We start from the raw sequence: 18,046 nt of genomic DNA, 5'->3' as shown, positions 1-18,046 counted from the left end.
TGATTTTGTTATTCGTCAGTCGTGGCTGAGGGTGTTCGCTTCGATATAGGCGAAGTTAATGTCTTCACCGAGCCCGGGGCGCTGCGGCAGGTGAACAAAGCCTTCATCGTCCATCGGGTCGACCAGCGTGTTGAGGTAAGGCGCCGGCTCGTCGTAATCCAGGAAAGGATGCAGCAGCCCGCGCTCGTACCAGCGGCAGTTGCGAATAGCGCCGATGACCGCGAGGCTCGCCGCGCCGTTGCCATGCACTTCACAATCCATGCCGAACGATTCCGCAAGGCTCGCCACTTTCAGGGTGGGCGAGATGCCGCCTACGCCGTTGGCGCCTGCGCGAAGAATGTCGCACGCCCCTGCTTTCACCCAGTCCGCCCGGCTGTGGTGTTTGCCGCCGAGGCTTTCCGGCCCGATGACGGGAATAGACAGGTTTTCCGCCAGCCAGCGGTAGGAATCCATGCTCTCCTCCTCCATCGGCTCTTCAAACCAGGCGAAGTTGAGCTTTTCCAGCGCCTTGCCTATCCAGAGCGCCTCGGTGCGGCTGTACCAGTGATAACCGTCAATCATCAGGTCAATATCCGGTCCCACCGCTTCGCGCACGGCGGCGCAGGCTTTAACGTCCATTTTCGGGTCAGGGGCGAAAGAGACGGGCGGCATCCAGGTATGCAGCTTGATGGCCTTATAGCCGCGCGCCACCAGCTTTTCGGCGAAAGCGGCATACTCATCCGGGGTGGAAAGGCCGCCTGCGAGGTCGTCCCCACACATGGTGCTGCCATAGGCGGGCACTTTATCGCGAAAGCCGCCGAGCAATTTATAAACCGGCATGTTGAGCTTGCGGCCGATTAAATCCCACAGCGCCTGTTCCACAAACGACAGCGCGCGTTCAGTGAGCTGGTGCGCGCTGCCCCGCTGCCAGTGCGCGAGATCCTGCCAGATGCGTTCGCGGTTAAACGCCTCCTGACCGACCATGACCTTGCGCAAAAAAGTATTGACGACAAAGGGGCGCACCACTTCCGGCGGCGCAAAAGAAAACCCCTGCGTGCCATCGTCGGCGGTAATCGTCAGCATGGCCATTTTCGCCATACTCTCCGGGCCCGGGTGCGAATGCCCGGCGCTGTCAGAAACCCGGCGCGAGAGGTACTGGAAGAGGGTAACGTTTACAGATTCAATTTTCATGGTCGGTCCTTAAAAAGGCAGGGTAATTCATGTTCTGTTTATCAGCCCTGCGGATTACCGAAATCGGCAAGCAGGTTTTACGTAATTAAAAAGCCGTTTCAATGCCCAATCTAGGCACAAAAAATCACCATGTCCTCGGAAAATGTTCACTAACAGACGGTGATTTTTTGGGCGACAGCACGAAGTTAAGTGATGGTTTTCACAAAAGAAGTGCAAAGTGTGAGATGGGTCAGACCAGGCCGGGAGCGGGAAATTAGCGCGCCGTCACATCAGGCGGAAGCTCAGGTCTCTATCCCCTCTGGCGCTTGCTGCTGGCGGCTTCGGCACCGTTTTTTTCTCAAGCGCGGGAACGGTGCATGGCATTTGTTGCTTTTATGTTTCATTTAAGTTAACTGCCCCCCCCTTTTACCCGCCTGTTCTGCTATAACAGGCGGTGCCCTGCCTGCGCAGAGGAGGCCGGGCAAAGGAACGCTACGTTGAATTTTCGCAGTAAAAGGACGAGATACCGCTATGCCCGTGAATTTTGACCTCAATGACCTTTACGCGTTTCGGGCCCTGGTGGAGTACGGCAACTTTCGGCTGGCGGCGGAGTCTATCTGTCTTTCGCAACCGGCGCTCAGCCGCCGCATTGATAAGCTCGAAAGCGCGCTGGGATTAAAGCTGTTTGAAAGGACAACCCGGCGGGTGACGCTCACGCTCAAGGGGCAGGCTTTCGCCGAGCGCTCGGGCCAGTTACTGGCGGATTTTGAAGCGGTGATGGCGGATCTCAGCGAAGTCAGCTTAGCCCGCACCGGGCTGATTACCGTCGCCTGCGTCCCCTCTGCCGCTTACTACTTTATGCCGAACGTCATCCGCAGCTTTCAGGCCAGATACCCCCGCGTGCGCATCAAGCTTATCGACAGCAGCGCGGGTAACGTCTACGACTCGGTCATGAGCGGCCAGGCGGATTTCGGCATCAGCTTTTCCGGCAGCACGCAGCCCGATATCGAATTTCTGCCGTTGCTCAACGATGAGTACGTGGCGGCCTGTCGGCCTGAACACGCTATTGCCGGTAAAAAAAGCATCACCTGGCAAGAATTTTACCGGCACGACTGGGTTGGGCTGGATAAAACGTCGGGGAACCGCACCCTGCTCGACCAGGCGCTGGCGGAGATTGCGCCCGAACGGCCCAGCATCTGTGAGACGCGCCACGTGACCACCATGCTCGGCATGGTGGAAGCGGGGCTCGGCATCGCTGCCGTGCCCGCGATGTCGATGCCGCTGTCCGCGCATTCCGCGCTGACAAAAGTCGCGCTTACCGGGCCGGTCGTCACGCGGACGGTCGGCCTGCTGAGAAGAAGCGGGCGCATGCTTTCCCATGTGGCGCAGGAGCTTGAAAATACCCTTATTGAACGGTATCGCTCGCTTTGACGGCATGCTTCGCCTTCACGGAACGAAGGCCGGTTGACTGAACGACGTTTTGCACCTCCGGCGAGGACAAATAGCGGAGCAAATCCGCCGCCTCATGGCGGGACGCCGAGGTGGCGGTCACCGCACCGGCAAACCGCGTGGTGTATTGCACCTTTTCCGGCAGTTCGCCAATGAAGGTCACGCCCGGCACCGGCAGCAGCTCGCTCACCTGCTGGAAACCCAGCGCATATTCGCCTTTCGCCACCACCGAGGCCACCGGGATCCTGTCAACCCGGTGCGCCTTCTCTTTCACCTCTTCTGCAATGCCAAGCCGCCGGAACAGCTGCTCGCTGACATACCTGCCGCTGGCGCTGTCGGAATAGGCTATTGAGCGGGCGTTGCGCAAAGCGGCGCGGAGTTCATCCTCGGTTTTAATGCTCACCGGCGTCGCGCCCTGCTTTATCACCGCGCCGACAAGCGAGTCCGCCAGTTCTACCCGCGAGCCAGGCAGGGTCTGGCCCTGCGCGGCGAGTTTTTCCAGCGCGCTTCCCACCATGATAACCACATCGGCCTTTTCACCCCGCGCCAGCCTTTGCGGAATGGCCTGTGGCGTATCGCCCATGGACGGGCCTGCAACCGTGTGAAGGTGAACCCCTTCCCGCGCTGCAAAACGCGGGGCGAGGGTTTCCCATGCCGCCTTAAAGCCGCCCGAGATCATGACGGTTAACGCTTTAGCCTGAAGCGCCGGGCTGCTCGCCAGGGCAACAATGAACGCCGTAGCGCGCCAGTAGATTTTCACGGTTTCTCTCCTTAGCCGAACGTCTTACGGGCATTGGGCAGCGGCAGCGTGCTGCGACGGTATAAAAAGAGGGTCGCCAGCAAAGCGCATACGGCGGCGAAGCTCATCCAGTACCCCGGCGAGGCTTTGTCGCCCGTGTACTCAATCAATGCAGTAGACATCACCGGCGTAAACCCGCCGAACACCGCCGTCGCCAGGCTGTAGGCAAGCGAGAAACCCGCCACCCGCACCTCCGTCGGCATAATTTCGGTAAGCGCCGGGATCATCGCCCCGTTGTACAGACCATAAATAAACGAGAGCCACAGCAGCACGCCCAGCATCATGTAAAAGCCCGGCGCGCCCGCCAGCAAACGCAGCGCCGGGTAAGCGGTAGCCAGCGCCAGCAGCGTCATGGCGACCAGCACCGGCTTGCGGCCAAAGCGGTCGGACAGCGCCCCGCCTACCGGCAGCCAGAAGAAATTGGAGACCGCCACCAGCAGCGTGACCAGCAGGCTGTCTGAGGCGCTGAGCATCAGCACTTTTTTGCCAAACGTCGGCGCATACACGGTTATCAGGTAAAACGCGGTGGTGGTCATGGCGACCATCAGCATGCCGGCGATAACCACCTGCCAGTTATTGAGCAGCGTTCTGAACACCTGCCCCATGCCGGGATGGCTGCGGCGCGCGTTGAACTCCTGCGTTTCTGCCAGCTTGCGGCGAAGGAGGAAAATAAACGGTACGATCAGGCAGCCGAAAAGAAACGGGATGCGCCAGCCCCATTCGCGAATGGCCGTTTCCGCCAGCAATGCGTTGAGCGCGAAGCCCATCGCTGCGGCAACCATGATAGCCACCTGCTGGCTGCCGGACTGCCAGCTGGTGTAGAAGCCTTTACGCCCCGGCGTGGCGATTTCCGAGAGGTAAACCGAAACCCCGCCCAGTTCCGCGCCCGCGGAAAAGCCCTGCAGCAGGCGCCCTGTCAGCACCAGCAACGGCGCCCAGAGCCCGATGCTCTCGTAAGAAGGGATAAGCACAATCAGGAAAGTCCCGGCCGCCATGATGGAGAGCGTGACAATAAGCCCTTTACGTCTGCCCACCTTATCAATGTATGCCCCTAACACCACGGCGCCGACAGGGCGCATCAGGAACCCGGCGCCGAACACCGCGAAAGTCAGCATCAGCGAAGCAAATTCGCTGCTTGCCGGGAAGAAGGTGTGCGCAATGTAAGTGGCATAAAACCCGAACAGGAAAAAATCAAATTGCTCCAGGAAGTTACCGGAGGTGACGCGCAGGATAGCGCCAGCGCGCGCCCGGGCAGTTAACGGTAAGGAAGCGGTTTGCATCTGAGTCTCCATTTATTTACGACGCTTTTGCTGCGCCTGATTTGAAGACTGGACCAGGGTTGCGAAGTTAATAAGTGCAATAAATCAATCGACCCATGCGCGGGCTGCATTAATTAACCAGCCCGGCGAATAAACATTATTATTTACAGTTATTTACGATGAATGACACAGGCTTAATCTCCGCCCGCCAGCGCCAGATGGCTTTTCCGTTTTGTGACGAAATTCATACATGATTTCTCATTTACGCAACGTTAATTTAACAAGAAGAACCTAAGAATGGCTGCGCGGTTGTCCAGTTTAATTAACCTGTTGTCCAGACCGATGCAGCGCCGTTGGCGACGACTCAGCAAAATGGCATGACGTTAAGAGGAGATAACCATGCTGAGTCAACCGGAAAACAAATACCGCCCCTGGCCCCCCCTGAATCTGCCCGACCGCACCTGGCCGGAAAAGCGAATAACGCACGCGCCGCGCTGGTTATCCACGGATTTACGCGATGGCAACCAGGCGCTGGCCGAACCAATGGACAGCGAGCGCAAGCTCCAGTTCTGGAACTTATTGCTGGAGTGCGGCTTTAAGGAAATTGAGGTGGCGTTTCCTTCCGCCTCGCAGACAGATTTCGCCTTTGTCCGTCAGTTGATTGAGGAAGCGCGCATTCCTGACGATGTCACTATTCAGGTATTAACCCAGGCGCGTGACGAGCTTATCCTGCGCACCTTTGAAGCGCTGCGCGGCGCGAAACGCGCCACGCTTCATCTCTATAACGCCACCGCGCCACTGTTCCGGCGGCTGGTCTTCGGCATGGAGAAACAGGAGATCGTCGCACTGGCTGTCAACGCCACTACCCTGATTCGCCAGCAATGCGAGCGATATCCGCAAACGTGCTGGCAGTATGAATATTCGCCCGAAACGTTCTGCTTCACGGAGCCCGAATTTGCGCTGGAGATTTGCGAAGCGGTGGCGGATGTCTGGCAACCCTGCGCAGAGCGCCCAATGATTATCAATCTTCCCGCGACGGTCGAGGTGAATACGCCCAACGTCTATGCCGACCAGATTGAGCATTTCTGCCGCCATTTTTCACGGCGCAACGAGGTGTGCATCAGCGTTCACCCGCACAACGATCGCGGCACCGGTGTGGCCTGCGCGGAGCTGGCGATAATGGCGGGCGCCGATCGCGTTGAAGGCTGCTTATTTGGCAACGGCGAGCGCACGGGCAACGTCTGCCTGGTGACGCTGGCGATGAATTTATACAGCCAGGGCATCAGCCCGGGGCTGAGCTTCCATGACATGAATAAGGTGGTTGAAGTGGTTGAAAGCTGTAACCAACTGCCGGTTCATCCGCGTCACCCCTGGGCGGGAAGCCTGGCGTATACCGCCTTTTCCGGCTCGCATCAGGACGCCATCAAGAAAGGGTTTGACGCGCGCAAAGCGGGCGACCGTTGGGAAATGCCCTATCTGCCTGTCGATCCGCAGGACATCGGGTGCAGCTACGAGGCCGTTATTCGGGTCAACAGCCAGTCCGGTAAAAGCGGCAGCGCCTGGATAATCGAGCAAAACCACGGCCTGACATTGCCCCGCGCGCTGCAGCAGGATTTCAGCCAGCATGTGCAGCGCGAAACGGATAGCCATGGCCGCGAGATGACGCTAAACGCGTTATGGCAGCTCTTTCGCACGCGCTACGGGCTGGTCCCCCAGCCGCCGCTCGCCCTTCGCGACTACCGCAGCGAAAGCCAGCAAAACGGCCGTTTAAAACTTCAGGCCACGCTTACGGTGAACGGCGAGCAAAAGCGAATTGAAGGGTACGGCAACGGGCTGCTCTCCGCCGCCGCCGCAGGGCTGGCGCCGTTAACCGCACAGCCGCTGGTGATTAAAGACTATCACGAGCACACGCTGGGGGAGCGAAGCGACAGCCGCTCGGTCGCCTATATCCGCTGCGAGTTCGCGGATGGCGGCAGCCGCTGGGGCGTGGGCATCGACAGCGATGTCTCGCGCGCCTCGCTGCAGGCGCTGTTCAATGCGGCGGTAGCGCAGGATTAGTCATTAAAATAGTCGCTGGGTGATATGCCCATCACCCGGCGAAACATGGCGGTGAACGCGCTGTGGCTGCCGTAACCCAGCTCCAGCGCAATCGCGAGCACGGATTGCCCCTGCGCCAGGCGAATCAGCGCTTCCATGAGTTTTGCCCGCCTCACCCATTCGCTCCAGGTCAGCGCCGTTTGCTGCTGGAAATGGCGGTTCAGGGTGCGCTCGCTCATGTTAACAAGACGCGCCGCGCGCTGGCTGGACCAGTCATCCGCAGGCCGCGCCTGCATGCTTCTGCACAGCTGGCGCAGTATCGCGGTTTGCGGCTCCGCCAGGCCAAACGGCAACACGGTCATTCCCCGTATTTCATCCAGAATCAGCTCATAAATACGCTCTTCGCGGCTGCCGCCGACATAGTGTTCAGGAAGCGCCAGCGAGGCCACAATAAGCTCCCGCAGCAGCGCGGAGATTTGCACAATCTGGCACGCGGCGGGAAGGTCGGCCCGCGCGAGCGGATCGATAAACAGCGTTCTGGCCGCCACCTGTCCGGTAATACGAAGCGCATGCCGCGTTCCTGCCGGCAGCCAGACGCCGCGGCCTGGCGGGATGACCCAGCACCCGCTCTGGGTATCGACGCGCACCACCCCGCTGATGATATGTAAAAGCTGTGCGCAATCATGCTGATGCCAGGGTTCGGTGGCCCCGTGCGGGTAATCATGCGCCACGGGAACCAGGGGGCGATGGGCAAACGAAAGCGAGGCGCTGGATTGCATAGGGTTATCGGTAATCGGTCGCAGATAAAGTTACAGGGACGCTGTCTGGCTGCGCCCCGTTTTAAGGTATTGAAGAGTCATAACAAATTTTTCCGAAAAAGTCAGGCCGGACCTCTGCGCCAGGCTTTGCAAGGCGTCAGGGCGCGCCGTTCGCCTTTTAAAAAATCAGTGAGGCGACAACCTGAGCCTGTTTTCACCTGGGGCGGTCTACAGGCCCGCAGTAATAAATACGCTCGCTCCCTGTTGCGGAATAATAAGAAAGCACGAATTTAAAGCGCGCCGATCATGGCAACGTTTGAAATATGAACGCCAGACAGAAATTTAAACTGCCACTGGAAATGGCGAAAAAACCGCTTCCTGCATAATTTCTTTGTAACCCCGCGGGCATAACAATGTCATGCGCTGAAGTATCAGCTCAATTATTCACCCTCCCTCACTTATATCGGTCAGGAGATTTCTCATGAGCTTTGTTACCACGAAAGACGGCGTTGAAATTTTTTATAAAGACTGGGGCCCGAAAGAGGCGCAGCCTATTATGTTCCACCACGGTTGGCCGCTTTCCGCTGACGACTGGGATACCCAGATGCTTTTCTTCGTCGCAAAAGGCTACCGCGTGGTGGCGCATGACCGCCGCGGCCATGGCCGCTCCTCCCAGGTCTCCGATGGTCACGATATGGACCATTATGCCGCCGATGCGTTTGCCGTAGTGGAAGCGCTGGATCTGCAAAACGTTATTCATATCGGGCACTCCACCGGCGGCGGCGAAGTGGCGCGCTACGTCGCGAAATTCGGCCAGCCCTCCGGCCGGGTCGCTAAAGCCGTACTGGTTTCTGCCGTACCGCCGCTGATGGTGAAAACCGAGGCGAATCCGGAAGGATTGCCGCTGGAAGTGTTTGATGGCTTTCGCGCGGCGCTTGCCGCCAACCGCGCCCAGTTCTTCCTCGATGTGCCCGCCGGCCCGTTCTACGGCTTCAACCGGGACGGCGCGACCGCGCTGGAAGGCGTTATTCAGAACTGGTGGCGTCAGGGCATGATGGGCAGCGCCAAAGCCCATTATGAAGGTATTCGCGCCTTTTCCGAGACTGACCAGACGGAGGATCTCAAAGCCATTACGGTTCCTACCCTGCTGCTGCATGGCGAAGACGACCAGATTGTGCCGATTGCGGATGCGGCGTTGAAATCAATTGAGCTGCTAAAAAACGGCACGCTGAAAACCTATCCGGGGTTTTCCCACGGCATGCTGACGCTTAATGCGGATGTGCTGAACGCCGACCTGCTGGCGTTTATCGAGAAGTAATCTGCCTGCGACGAGGCGGGACAGCGTCCTGCCTCGTCGGTGTTTGCGTTTAAACCGGCCTGTTAAGCGGCATCCCGGACGACGGGCACTCTCACCCCGGTAACGCAATCGCCAGGCAGAAGGATGAACGGGTAAATCTCCTGGCGTGGCTGCATCCGAATGAGGAAGCAGTGGCGGGTTAAGCTCTCATTGCCGTCGTCCCTGAGAAAAGCCGCGATTAACTGTGCTTGCTGATGAACCGCGCGCGCCAGGGTTTTAATACTAACAGCGCCAGCCCGGCGGTGATGAAATCAAGGGCTATCGCGCAGCTGAAGACAACATGCCATCCCTGGGTGTGTTGATACAAGAGCGCCGCCAGCGGACCGCCGAAAATCGAGCCGATGCCCTGCGAAATATAGAGCCAGCCGTAGTTTGCCGCGGCGTGTTTGCTGCCGAACGTATCGGTCAGCGTTGACGGGAACAGGGAGAAAATCTCACCCCAGCCAAAGAAGACGACGCCGGAAAGCAGCACAAACAGCATGGGATCGTCGCGGCAGGCAAGCCATAGCGTCATCGCGACGCCTTCCAGCGCGAAGGCGATAAACATGGTTTTTTCCCGGCCATAGCGGTCAGAGATAAAACCAAACAGCGGACGCGTCAGGCCGTTGGTGAAGCGGTCAATGGTCAGCGCCAGCGGCAGCGCCGCCATGCCAAACACCACCGCCTTGCTGATGCCGAAATCGTCGGCAAAGACCGCCATCTGCGACGTTACCATCAGGCCCGAGGTCGACATCATCGCCATCATCGCAAACATCAGCCAGAACAGCGGCTGGCGCAGCATTTCGCGCGAGGTGAACTGCTTCGCGCTTTGCGCCACGTTCTGACTGGCGGGCTGCGGCGCTGCGGTCGGCGGCAGCTTTAGCCCCTGGCTTGCCAGAAAGCCGACAAGGGCGAAAATAATGCCGTAGAGCGTCATGGTCTGCTCAAGGCCGTAGCTGCCAAGCGAGAGCGAAATCGGGAAGGTGGTCAGAATCGCGCCCATGCCATAGCCCGCCGCCACGGCGCCTGCCGCAAAGCCGCGCTGTTGCGGGAACCATTTCACCATCAGCCCGACAACGCCGATGTAGACGATGCCGGTGCCCAGCCCGCCCATACCGCCATAGACCAGCCAGAGCGCCGTCAGGCCGTTGATATGCGCAGAGAGCACCCAACTGAACCCCGCCAGGATCGTGCCGATGGAGATAAGCAACCGGGGACCGAATTTTTCGACAAGGCGCCCCTGGAACGGTGAAAAGAAGGTCTGAAGAATGATAAGCAGGGAAAAGGTCACCTGCAGTTCGGCTAATCCCACGCCCAGTTTCTCCGTGAGCGGGCGGGTCAGCAGCGTCCATACATACTGCGGGCTGGATATGGACGCCATACAGATCAGGCCAAGCACAAGCTGCGTCCACTTGCCATATTTGGGGGCAACCAACGGTTCGCTAAGAACGGTCATACTTATCTCCAGTAGCCGGGTGATGTCGCGTTATGAAGAGACGGCCCCGTAGAGCGCCATCCCGAAAAAACAGGTCATGCCATGCAGATGAAGGGGTTACCCGCGCGCCACGCCGCCATCGCTATCGTGATGTCATCAGGGTCTTTGCATGACGGCGTGTCGACAACTGCGTATACAGAGAAAAAGCACGAAGCGTGCCATTTTATTTACTCTTTTTTTATCAATGAGTTGAAAAGAGAATATTGCGCACGGCAGGAAAAGCGCGGCGGTACGCATTGCACCGGAGCGGTGCGAATGTGTGATCCCGGTGCGTATAATCGACATGCGGATACAGAGCGCCAGGCGTTAAACGTGGAGGCGTTCTGGCCTGGCAGGGACGGCGCAAGGCGAACCGGCGCGAGAGCCTGTGAAAGGGATTTATTCGGTTTACGCAAGGAAGGGATGCCAGTAAAGCTACGCTTTTCCTGTGCATCCTGTAAAACGGTGTAAAAGGCCGTGCTGGCGACGGGGAAAACAATGAAAAAAGGCCTTCTGGTTATCTTTACTCTGGCGGCGTTCGCCGCAAATTCTGTCCTGTGCCGCATAGCGCTCAAAGAGGGACATGCCGATCCCGCGACGTTCAGTAGCCTTCGTCTGCTCGGCGGGGCGGTAGTGCTGCTTTTTTTCCAGCTGGCGGCCCGTAGCAGGCGCGGCATTCAGTGGAACGTGGTGAATGCGGGTCTTCTTACCGCCTACGCTTTCCTGTTTTCGCTCGCCTATGTTCACCTTAACACCGCCACGGGCGCGCTGCTGCTTTTCGGCGCGGTTCAGGTCTGCATGATCCTGTGGGGCATCATCCAGGGCGAAAAACCGGGGCGGCGTAAAATAGCCGGTATTGCCGTAGCTATTACAGGCATGGCGGTTTTACTGCTGCCGGGCGCCAGCATGCCGTCGCCAATACCGGCAATCATGATGATCGCCTCCGGGCTGGCGTGGGGAGCCTATTCGGTAAGGGGTAAAAAGGTGGCGGACCCTACCGGCGCCACCACCGGTAATTTTCTCCTGAGCGTGCCGGTTATCGCCTTGCTGTTTATGCTGTCGCCGGAGCCAAAGAGGGTCGATAGCGATGGCGTGGCGCTGGCGCTCGTTTCGGGGGGCGTCGCCTCCGCAGTTGCCTATGTTCTCTGGTACCGCATTGTGCGTCATCTTACCTCAACCACCGCCAGCACCCTTCAGCTGAGCGTTCCTTGTCTCGCAGCGCTTGGCGGCGTCTTCTTTTTGAAAGAAATGCCAGACCTCAGGATGATTTTCGCCACCGCGCTCGTCATCGCAGGCATCGTCATGGTAATCGCGTCGGACCGGGCCGCCGCGCGATAACGGGCAGAATCGTCTCCGGCTAAATGAAAGCGCGCGTCGTTATGTTCCGGCTGCCGCTTTACGGCGTGGCGGCGCGGCGGGCTTTACAAATAACTGGCGGCCATAGTCTGCTACCTCATTACGCCAGCTGCTAAGCTAATTTTTGCAGTTCAGACTCGGGTTCAGATGAATAAACCGCAGCCCGGGTCGGCTTTTCAGAATCTCTTTTACAAAGTTGGCGATGCCGGCGGGTCGCAAAGAACCGAAATTAATTCTGATAGCAGGATAACTGAACTCACGTTCAGAGGCGGTAAACGATCCTGAGCGTTTGTCTCTTTATCGTCATGCATGACGATGGGATACGCGCTGTCTGGAATGACATTCATCTTCTTAAATGATGAAGCCCAACAGACCGATTGCCGCCCGGAACGGTGCAAGAGGAGTCATCGTATGGCTTATCATCATATTCTGGTTGCAGTCGATCTTTCTCCCGAAAGCCATTTGCTGGTCCATAAAGCCGTTGCGCTGGCGCGCGCCTGGGAGTCGGAACTTTTTCTTATTCACGTCGATATAAATTATACCGAAATATACAGCAGCCTGGTCGAAGCGGAATTTCGCCGCGAACAGGAGGCGATTGCGCACGAAACCCAACAGAATCTGAACATATTAGTGGATAAAGCGGGCTATCCCATCCGGGAAATCATTAACGGTAAAGGCGATTTGGTTCAGGCGCTGGATGAAGCAATCCATCAATATGGCATTGACCTTGTCGTATGTGGGCATCATCAGGACTTCTGGAACACCTTAAGATCGCCTGCGCGTCAGCTTATTCATCGTTTGCATGTCGACATGCTGATTGTGCCGCTGCGCGAGGAAGACGAGGAATTCTCAGGAATGAGCCTGTTTTAATCTGTTTTCAGTAATAAGAAAAACGCCACCATTTTTGGCGCAATGATTGTGACACAGCGACCGTTCTTTTCGCCGTTTCTTCGCCCGGTTCGTCGCGAATAAATAAGCGAAAAAAAGCCGATAATGCCCTGCACTATCGGCTTTTTACCATCCCAATACGGCCACGTTATTTAATTTCCTTTTGAACAAACAAAAGTCGAGTTGTTATTTTTCGGTTCAGTACATACAGCGACGCCACGGCATGCAAATCATTCTGATGCGGGGGCTTCGGTACGCGCTGTGCGGTGATAAAAATGCGTTACTGGCGAACCGGTCGTGCCGCTAAGTCACTCAGGCTGCCGATAGTGTTTTTTCTTGCCGGATTAACGCGTTCAGAACCCTGGCAGCAATATGACGGGGGCTGAAGGTTGAGGCTTTTGATAATGCCGAGCAGCGGCTGCGCGTATTTTTCGCTCTGCTCATTTCGCAGCAAACGGTGAGTATGGTTTAGCAGGCAGGCAATAAAGCGCGGCCGTAAGGTTTGTTTTCCCTCCCCTTCTTCACAAAGCCAGGTGGCCAGCGGCGCCAGGATAAAGGCTTTTATGTCTTCCGGGCTGTAGGTGCTATAGAGTTTCCAGATAAACCCGTCGCGAGTTTGGTCAGTGCCGAACTTAAGCTGGAAAATAAACTCCTGACGACGCTTTTCCCAGCCGCTCGGCCGGTACTGCCATGAATCATGCAACAGCGTATGAATTTCGCTAAGCGTATCGCCCGACGAGGTAAGCGCCCGAATAACCCTGATTTGTGCGACCTGCGCCTCGCTGTAGCCTTTCGCACAGGGAGAAGGAATGAGTGACGCAAAGCGCCAGTATTTTAACGTGGCAGGTAAAACATCGACCATATTGCAAACCGTTGAAGCTGAGATAAACACGTGCAGAACCCTCTACAGATTAAAAGTTGCGCTATAGTGGCGACAAACCCCTGCCTGAAAATTGACCAGAATCAAAAATAGTTTCTATACGTTATTATTCAATTTTTATTAAGAAAATTCTTAGAAAAAAGCGGCGCATTAACGCTGTGGATTTTTATAAATTAAAATCAACTATTTATAAAGAAACCTTTCCCTTTTTCACTTTCTGTAAACATTGCTTGATCAATGTCAATCGCTCAATAAATAACCAAAGTAAACTTTTGATATCTATCTCCGGTTGACGGTTTTGGACCGGGCGGGAGCGGGTTGTTTGAGACGTAACAGACCAGCCGCGACGCCCGATGCTGTCGGCGCATCCGGTAAGGACGCTACGATGCGGTAAGCTTTGTCCGCTCTGGCGCGGCAGGAAAACCCGCTGCTATACGGACGCGTATGACAGGAGCCGTATCATGGCTTACAAACATATTCTCGTTGCAGTAGACCTTTCTCCCGAAAGTCAGTTGCTGGTCAGTAAAGCGGTTTCGCTGGCTAAGCCTTACGACGCCAAAGTCTCCCTGATTCATGTTGAGCTGAACCAGACCGGCCTTTATACCGGCCTGATTGAAGCTGAGCTTGGCTATTCGCAGGAGCGTATCTCCTATGAAATGTTTCAGGGGCTTAAAGCATTAGCCAGCGGCGCGGGCTATCCCATCAACGAAACCCTGAACGGCAGAGGCGACCTGGCGCAGGTGCTGGCGGACGCGGTGAAAAAATACCAGGCCGATGTCGTGGTCTGCGGTCACCATCACGATTTCTGGAGCCGGCTGATGTCCTCCGCGCGACAGCTGATTAACAATGTGCATGTCGACCTGTTAATTGTGCCGCTCTATGAACAGGACGATGACGACGACTAACCCCATTAAAAAAGCCGGTTAACCCCGGCTTTTTTATGGCCTGTCACGCAGGCGCTGCCGCCGCGCCGTCAGGGTGCGGCAAGGTCGATTTTCACCGCTCGCGTTTGCCAGATGTTCTCGCAATACTCTTTAATCGCCCGGTCTGAGGAGAACGCGCCTGAACGGGCGGTATTGATAATCGACATGCGCGCCCAGCGTTTTTCATCGCGCCAGGCTTCACTCACACGCTGCTGACACGCCGCGTAGTCGGCGAAATCCGCCAGCACCAGAAACGGATCCGCATTCAGCAGGTTATCCAGCAACGGGCGAAACATCGCCTTGTCGCCCCGCGAAAAACGCCCCTGCGCAATCTCATCCAGCGCCTCGCGCAAAGCCTCATTCGCCTCCAGATAGTGCCCAGGGCGATATCCCGACTGCTGAAGCGCCGCCACCTGCTGTGCTGTCATTCCGAACAGGAAGAAGTTGTCTGCGCCCGCCTGCTCGCGAATCTCAACATTTGCGCCATCGAGCGTGCCGATGGTCAGCGCGCCGTTCATCATAAATTTCATGTTGCCCGTGCCCGACGCCTCTTTTCCCGCCGTTGAGATCTGCTCGGACAGATCCGCGGCCGGATAGATAATGTGGCCGTTCTTAACGTTGAAATCGGGATAGAAAACCACTTTTAGTCGATCGCGTGTCGCCGGATCCTGATTAACCACCTCGGCGATGCCCGAGATCAGCCGAATCATCAGTTTCGCCATATCGTAGCCGGGCGCCGCTTTGCCGCCGAAAATAAAGCAGCGCGGTGCGACGTCAAGCGTCGGATCGCGGCGCAGGCGCTGATACAGACTGATGATATGAAGCGCATTGAGATGCTGGCGTTTGTATTCATGAATGCGTTTCACCTGAATATCAAACATCATCTCCGGCGGAACCGCGATGCCGGTGATGTTGCCGATGCGCGCCGCAAGCTTCGCTTTGTTCTCGCGCCGGACCGCACGCCAGGCCTTCTGCAGCGTGGCGTCGTCGGCATGGTCGGCCAGCGCGTCGAGGCGAGTCAGATCGGTTCGCCATTTCTCCCCCAGCGTATCGTCCAGCAGCCGCGCCAGCCCCGGGTTGCTCTGCATAATGAAGCGGCGCGGCGTAACGCCGTTCGTCACATTGAGAAAACGCGACGGGAACATCGCGGCGAAATCACGCAAAATCGTCTGTTTAAGCAGATCGGAATGCAACGCCGCTACGCCATTGACCTTGTGGCTGCCGACGGTGGCGAGATGGGCCATACGCACGTTTTTATCCCCCTGCTCGTCAATGAGGGACATGCGCGCTACGCTGCCTTCATCGCCGGGCAGCGCGCGGCGGACCTCATCCAGAAACCGCTGATTTATCTCGTAAATTATTTCAACCAGGCGCGGCAACATGCTTTGCATCAGCGGCAGGCTCCAGGTCTCCAGCGCCTCCGGCAACAGAGTGTGGTTGGTATACGCGAAAGTCCGCTGGGTGATGGACCAGGCGTCCTCCCATGAAAGCAGACGTTCATCAATCAGCAGGCGCATTAACTCCGCCACCGCAATGGAAGGATGGGTATCGTTCAGCTGCGCGGCGAAACGGTCGGCAAACCGCTCGACGGGCGTGTGGCTCACCTCCATCAGGCGCAACATATCCTGCAAGGCGCATGAGACGAAAAAGTATTGCTGCGCAAGGCGCAGGCGTTTACCGCTCTCCGGTTCGTCGTTCGGATAAAGCACCTTTGAAAGTGTCTCCGAGACCACTTTTTCTTCCACCGCTTCATAATAATCGCCTGCGTTGAAATCATCGAAATCGAAAGATTCCACCGCCTCGCTCTTCCAGAGCCGTAGCACGTTGCAGGTATTGACGCGGTATCCCTGCACGGGCACATCATACGCCACGCCTTTCACCTGCCTCCCCGGAACCCATTCCACGCGCAATCTTCCCTGCTCATCGTTCCACATGCGGGTGTAGCCGCCGAAGCTGACGTAATAGTGAATATCAGGCCGGATGATTTCCCAGGGCGTGCCCATTTTCAGCCACTTGTCGGTGCGCTCCACCTGCCAGCCATCGACAATATCCTGGTCGAAAATGCCGAATTCGTAGCGGATACCATAGCCTATCGCCGGGATCTCAAGACTGGCGAGCGAGTCGAGATAACAGGCTGCGAGCCTGCCCAGGCCGCCGTTGCCAAGCCCTGGCTCTTCTTCGATCGCCAGCAGCGCATCGAGATCCTGACCGAGCGAGTCCATGGCCTGCCTCGCCTCTTCCTCCAGCCCAAGGTTAAGCAAATTGCAACCGAGCTGCGGGCCGATAAGAAACTCGGCTGACAGGTAGCAGGCGACTTTGACGTGGTGCAGCGCGTAGTTTTTCACCGATTCGGCCCAACGCGCGAGCATGCGATCGCGAACCGTATAAGCAAGCGCCATATACCAGTCCTGGGGTGTCGCGATATCGGGGTAGCGGGCCTGACGGCAGATAAGGTTGCGGACGACATCGTGCTCAAACACAGCTTCGCTTGCCGCATCGGATGCAAGCGCTATGGAGGCAGACGCCTGTGCGACAGAAGTATCGTTGATCATATCGTTGTCTCGCATTGGCGCGTGCGCCAGTACCAGCGTATGACGATCCCTGTGTTTCTCTTTGCGCTGTGGGGACGCAGGCGCGAAAGTGGCGTGCCGGGAAAGCGTATTCGGGCGCAGGACGGCGTCGCGCCCGGGATGGAGCATGGTGAGGACGCCGGCAATGGGTTGCCATCGCCCAACGGACATTGCGCCGTCGGCGCGCCTCACGGGAACAGATGGCGAGTCGCACTGGCCTGCACTCCCGTTTTTCTTATTTTCGGTTCGTTGTTCTGCCCCGCTTTTAAGCAGGTCGCCGTTACCTGTTATCAACATAGTCAACGCCCGGGGCGATAGCAAATGCATTCAGGATGCCGCGTTGTCCTTTCCTGAGCCGCTAGTTTTAGCTATTTCAGAAACGCGAGTCTTCGGCGCTGTAACCCTGTTCTGTTGACGCGCCGGATATGTCGTAATAACAGAGCGGCAGAGGAACGAATAAGCATTATGCTTAACTCATAGCGCAACGACAGATTAAAAAAACGTAGCGCAAAGGGTTTAAGAGAATATTTCCGCCGCTTCCAACAGTATTCTCTATGTCAATAAGAGTTTCTCCTTACTTTTATATACCGGAAAGCTGATGTTTAATTATGCTGATGACCATTAATACTATAAATTAAAAACCGTGAGGCCAGCTTATTTGCTCTCTGTCAACCGCCCCGCTGATAAGCTATTAAATGACAAGAAAGTGATGCAGAACAAAAAAGCGTTAAAAATAACAAAGCACAGCCTGATAATTTTGCAGAAGCCTACGGCCAACGTCATAATTCCTGTTACTAAATCTGAGCGTTTCCTTTGATATTTCACGAGGCGCGTAGAGGTTTTCTTTTTTCGTTAGCCGGTTAATAAAGAATTTGGGCATTTGCATTATTTATCAGATTATTAAACGTGCCCGTCATAACGGTAGTAACCCGGTTTACGTTTGGGGTTGCCACACCAACCGTAAACTGTCGCTTCGAATGCCACGCGCCCTGGTTCAAATGGCCTTTCGGGTGTTAGCGACGGGCTGAGACATGAGGCGGCGTTAAAAACATCCTGATGGCACAATAATGGTACAGCAGTTCAAAAGCGGTAAATGGCCGTGAGTAGATGCGCAATGGCGCCCACCTGACGGCATGATAAAGCGAACAAGCGTTTGTCGCCTGGCTCT

Annotated in this window: 14 protein-coding genes; 7 read left to right on the top strand and 7 right to left on the bottom strand. The window is 56.6% G+C overall.

Annotated features, from left to right (window positions below; translation table 11 throughout):
- Nucleotides 1-15: 15 nt before the first annotated feature.
- Nucleotides 16-1,170 carry a mandelate racemase family protein gene (locus MT962_RS06090; RefSeq protein WP_024555418.1) on the bottom strand — a complete coding sequence of 385 codons (1,155 nt, stop codon included), beginning with the start codon at nucleotides 1,168-1,170 and terminating at the stop codon, nucleotides 16-18.
- A 510-nt stretch (nucleotides 1,171-1,680) separates the two neighbouring features.
- Between MT962_RS06090 and MT962_RS06085 the strand changes: the two genes are divergently transcribed.
- The gene (locus MT962_RS06085; protein WP_024555417.1) at nucleotides 1,681-2,580 is read left to right on the top strand and encodes a LysR family transcriptional regulator; all 900 of its coding nucleotides are present in this window, start codon (nucleotides 1,681-1,683) and stop codon (nucleotides 2,578-2,580) included.
- Here the strand turns inward: MT962_RS06085 and MT962_RS06080 are convergent.
- Both MT962_RS06080 and MT962_RS06075 read right to left on the bottom strand, forming a co-directional pair.
- Nucleotides 2,555-3,277 carry a substrate-binding domain-containing protein gene (locus MT962_RS06080; RefSeq protein ID WP_247365483.1) on the bottom strand — a complete coding sequence of 241 codons (723 nt, stop codon included), beginning with the start codon at nucleotides 3,275-3,277 and terminating at the stop codon, nucleotides 2,555-2,557. The genes MT962_RS06085 and MT962_RS06080 overlap by 26 nt on opposite strands.
- Before the next feature lie 92 nt (nucleotides 3,278-3,369).
- On the bottom strand, nucleotides 3,370-4,677 hold the full coding sequence (locus MT962_RS06075; RefSeq protein ID WP_024561158.1) for an MFS transporter: 1,308 nt from the start codon (nucleotides 4,675-4,677) through the stop codon (nucleotides 3,370-3,372).
- A 378-nt stretch (nucleotides 4,678-5,055) separates the two neighbouring features.
- On the opposite strand from MT962_RS06075, the gene leuA reads away from it, so the two are divergent.
- Complete coding sequence (gene leuA / locus MT962_RS06070; protein WP_247365169.1) at nucleotides 5,056-6,714, top strand: 2-isopropylmalate synthase; 1,659 nt, start codon at nucleotides 5,056-5,058, stop codon at nucleotides 6,712-6,714.
- On the opposite strand, the gene MT962_RS06065 is transcribed toward leuA, so the two are convergent.
- On the bottom strand, nucleotides 6,711-7,472 hold the full coding sequence (locus MT962_RS06065) for a helix-turn-helix transcriptional regulator (protein ID WP_247365168.1): 762 nt from the start codon (nucleotides 7,470-7,472) through the stop codon (nucleotides 6,711-6,713). The two genes, leuA and MT962_RS06065, sit on opposite strands and share 4 nt — an antisense overlap.
- Nucleotides 7,473-7,932: 460 nt before the next feature.
- Between MT962_RS06065 and MT962_RS06060 the strand changes: the two genes are divergently transcribed.
- The gene (locus MT962_RS06060) at nucleotides 7,933-8,769 is read left to right on the top strand and encodes an alpha/beta hydrolase (RefSeq protein ID WP_024555412.1); all 837 of its coding nucleotides are present in this window, start codon (nucleotides 7,933-7,935) and stop codon (nucleotides 8,767-8,769) included.
- A 217-nt stretch (nucleotides 8,770-8,986) separates the two neighbouring features.
- On the opposite strand, the gene oxlT is transcribed toward MT962_RS06060, so the two are convergent.
- Complete coding sequence (gene oxlT / locus MT962_RS06055; RefSeq protein ID WP_247365167.1) at nucleotides 8,987-10,243, bottom strand: oxalate/formate MFS antiporter; 1,257 nt, start codon at nucleotides 10,241-10,243, stop codon at nucleotides 8,987-8,989.
- A gap of 81 nt (nucleotides 10,244-10,324) precedes the next feature.
- On the opposite strand from oxlT, the gene MT962_RS06050 reads away from it, so the two are divergent.
- The 3 genes from MT962_RS06050 (at nucleotide 10,325) to MT962_RS06040 (ending at nucleotide 12,487) form a co-directional block, all read left to right on the top strand.
- A complete protein-coding gene (locus MT962_RS06050; protein ID WP_247365165.1) occupies nucleotides 10,325-10,732 on the top strand; it encodes a hypothetical protein in 408 nt (135 codons plus the stop codon).
- A gap of 27 nt (nucleotides 10,733-10,759) precedes the next feature.
- Complete coding sequence (locus MT962_RS06045; protein ID WP_247365163.1) at nucleotides 10,760-11,599, top strand: DMT family transporter; 840 nt, start codon at nucleotides 10,760-10,762, stop codon at nucleotides 11,597-11,599.
- A gap of 429 nt (nucleotides 11,600-12,028) precedes the next feature.
- Nucleotides 12,029-12,487, top strand: coding sequence for a universal stress protein (locus MT962_RS06040; RefSeq protein WP_247365161.1), 459 nt, complete (start codon nucleotides 12,029-12,031; stop codon nucleotides 12,485-12,487).
- Between the two features lie 298 nt (nucleotides 12,488-12,785).
- Here the strand turns inward: MT962_RS06040 and MT962_RS06035 are convergent, their stop codons facing one another.
- Complete coding sequence (locus MT962_RS06035) at nucleotides 12,786-13,397, bottom strand: MerR family transcriptional regulator (RefSeq protein ID WP_268237245.1); 612 nt, start codon at nucleotides 13,395-13,397, stop codon at nucleotides 12,786-12,788.
- 449 nt (nucleotides 13,398-13,846) lie between these two features.
- On the opposite strand from MT962_RS06035, the gene uspA reads away from it, so the two are divergent.
- Entirely contained in the window at nucleotides 13,847-14,290 is a 444-nt protein-coding gene (uspA, locus tag MT962_RS06030; protein ID WP_024555406.1) for a universal stress protein UspA, read from the top strand.
- Nucleotides 14,291-14,358: 68 nt separating this feature from the next.
- On the opposite strand, the gene MT962_RS06025 is transcribed toward uspA, so the two are convergent.
- Entirely contained in the window at nucleotides 14,359-17,049 is a 2,691-nt protein-coding gene (locus MT962_RS06025; protein ID WP_247365158.1) for a glycogen/starch/alpha-glucan phosphorylase, read from the bottom strand.
- Between the last annotated feature and the right edge of the window lie 997 nt (nucleotides 17,050-18,046).

It is taken from the genome of Franconibacter sp. IITDAS19, assembly GCF_023079515.1.
Taxonomy (GTDB): domain Bacteria; phylum Pseudomonadota; class Gammaproteobacteria; order Enterobacterales; family Enterobacteriaceae; genus Franconibacter; species Franconibacter pulveris.
The sequence above is the reverse complement of the archived record's forward strand: the minus strand, read 5'-3'. Positions and strand labels throughout refer to the sequence as shown.

Bases quoted from the DNA above. Each gene is read 5' to 3' on its own strand.
- MT962_RS06090 (WP_024555418.1), bottom strand. From the start codon at position 1,170: ATGAAAATTGAATCTGTAAACGTTACCCTCTTCCAGTACCTCTCGCGC.
- MT962_RS06085 (WP_024555417.1), top strand. From the start codon at position 1,681: ATGCCCGTGAATTTTGACCTCAATGACCTTTACGCGTTTCGGGCCCTG.
- MT962_RS06080 (WP_247365483.1), bottom strand. From the start codon at position 3,277: ATGATCTCGGGCGGCTTTAAGGCGGCATGGGAAACCCTCGCCCCGCGT.
- MT962_RS06075 (WP_024561158.1), bottom strand. From the start codon at position 4,677: ATGCAAACCGCTTCCTTACCGTTAACTGCCCGGGCGCGCGCTGGCGCT.
- leuA (WP_247365169.1), top strand. From the start codon at position 5,056: ATGCTGAGTCAACCGGAAAACAAATACCGCCCCTGGCCCCCCCTGAAT.
- MT962_RS06065 (WP_247365168.1), bottom strand. From the start codon at position 7,472: ATGCAATCCAGCGCCTCGCTTTCGTTTGCCCATCGCCCCCTGGTTCCC.
- MT962_RS06060 (WP_024555412.1), top strand. From the start codon at position 7,933: ATGAGCTTTGTTACCACGAAAGACGGCGTTGAAATTTTTTATAAAGAC.
- oxlT (WP_247365167.1), bottom strand. From the start codon at position 10,243: ATGACCGTTCTTAGCGAACCGTTGGTTGCCCCCAAATATGGCAAGTGG.
- MT962_RS06050 (WP_247365165.1), top strand. From the start codon at position 10,325: ATGCAGATGAAGGGGTTACCCGCGCGCCACGCCGCCATCGCTATCGTG.
- MT962_RS06045 (WP_247365163.1), top strand. From the start codon at position 10,760: ATGAAAAAAGGCCTTCTGGTTATCTTTACTCTGGCGGCGTTCGCCGCA.
- MT962_RS06040 (WP_247365161.1), top strand. From the start codon at position 12,029: ATGGCTTATCATCATATTCTGGTTGCAGTCGATCTTTCTCCCGAAAGC.
- uspA (WP_024555406.1), top strand. From the start codon at position 13,847: ATGGCTTACAAACATATTCTCGTTGCAGTAGACCTTTCTCCCGAAAGT.
- MT962_RS06025 (WP_247365158.1), bottom strand. From the start codon at position 17,049: ATGTCCGTTGGGCGATGGCAACCCATTGCCGGCGTCCTCACCATGCTC.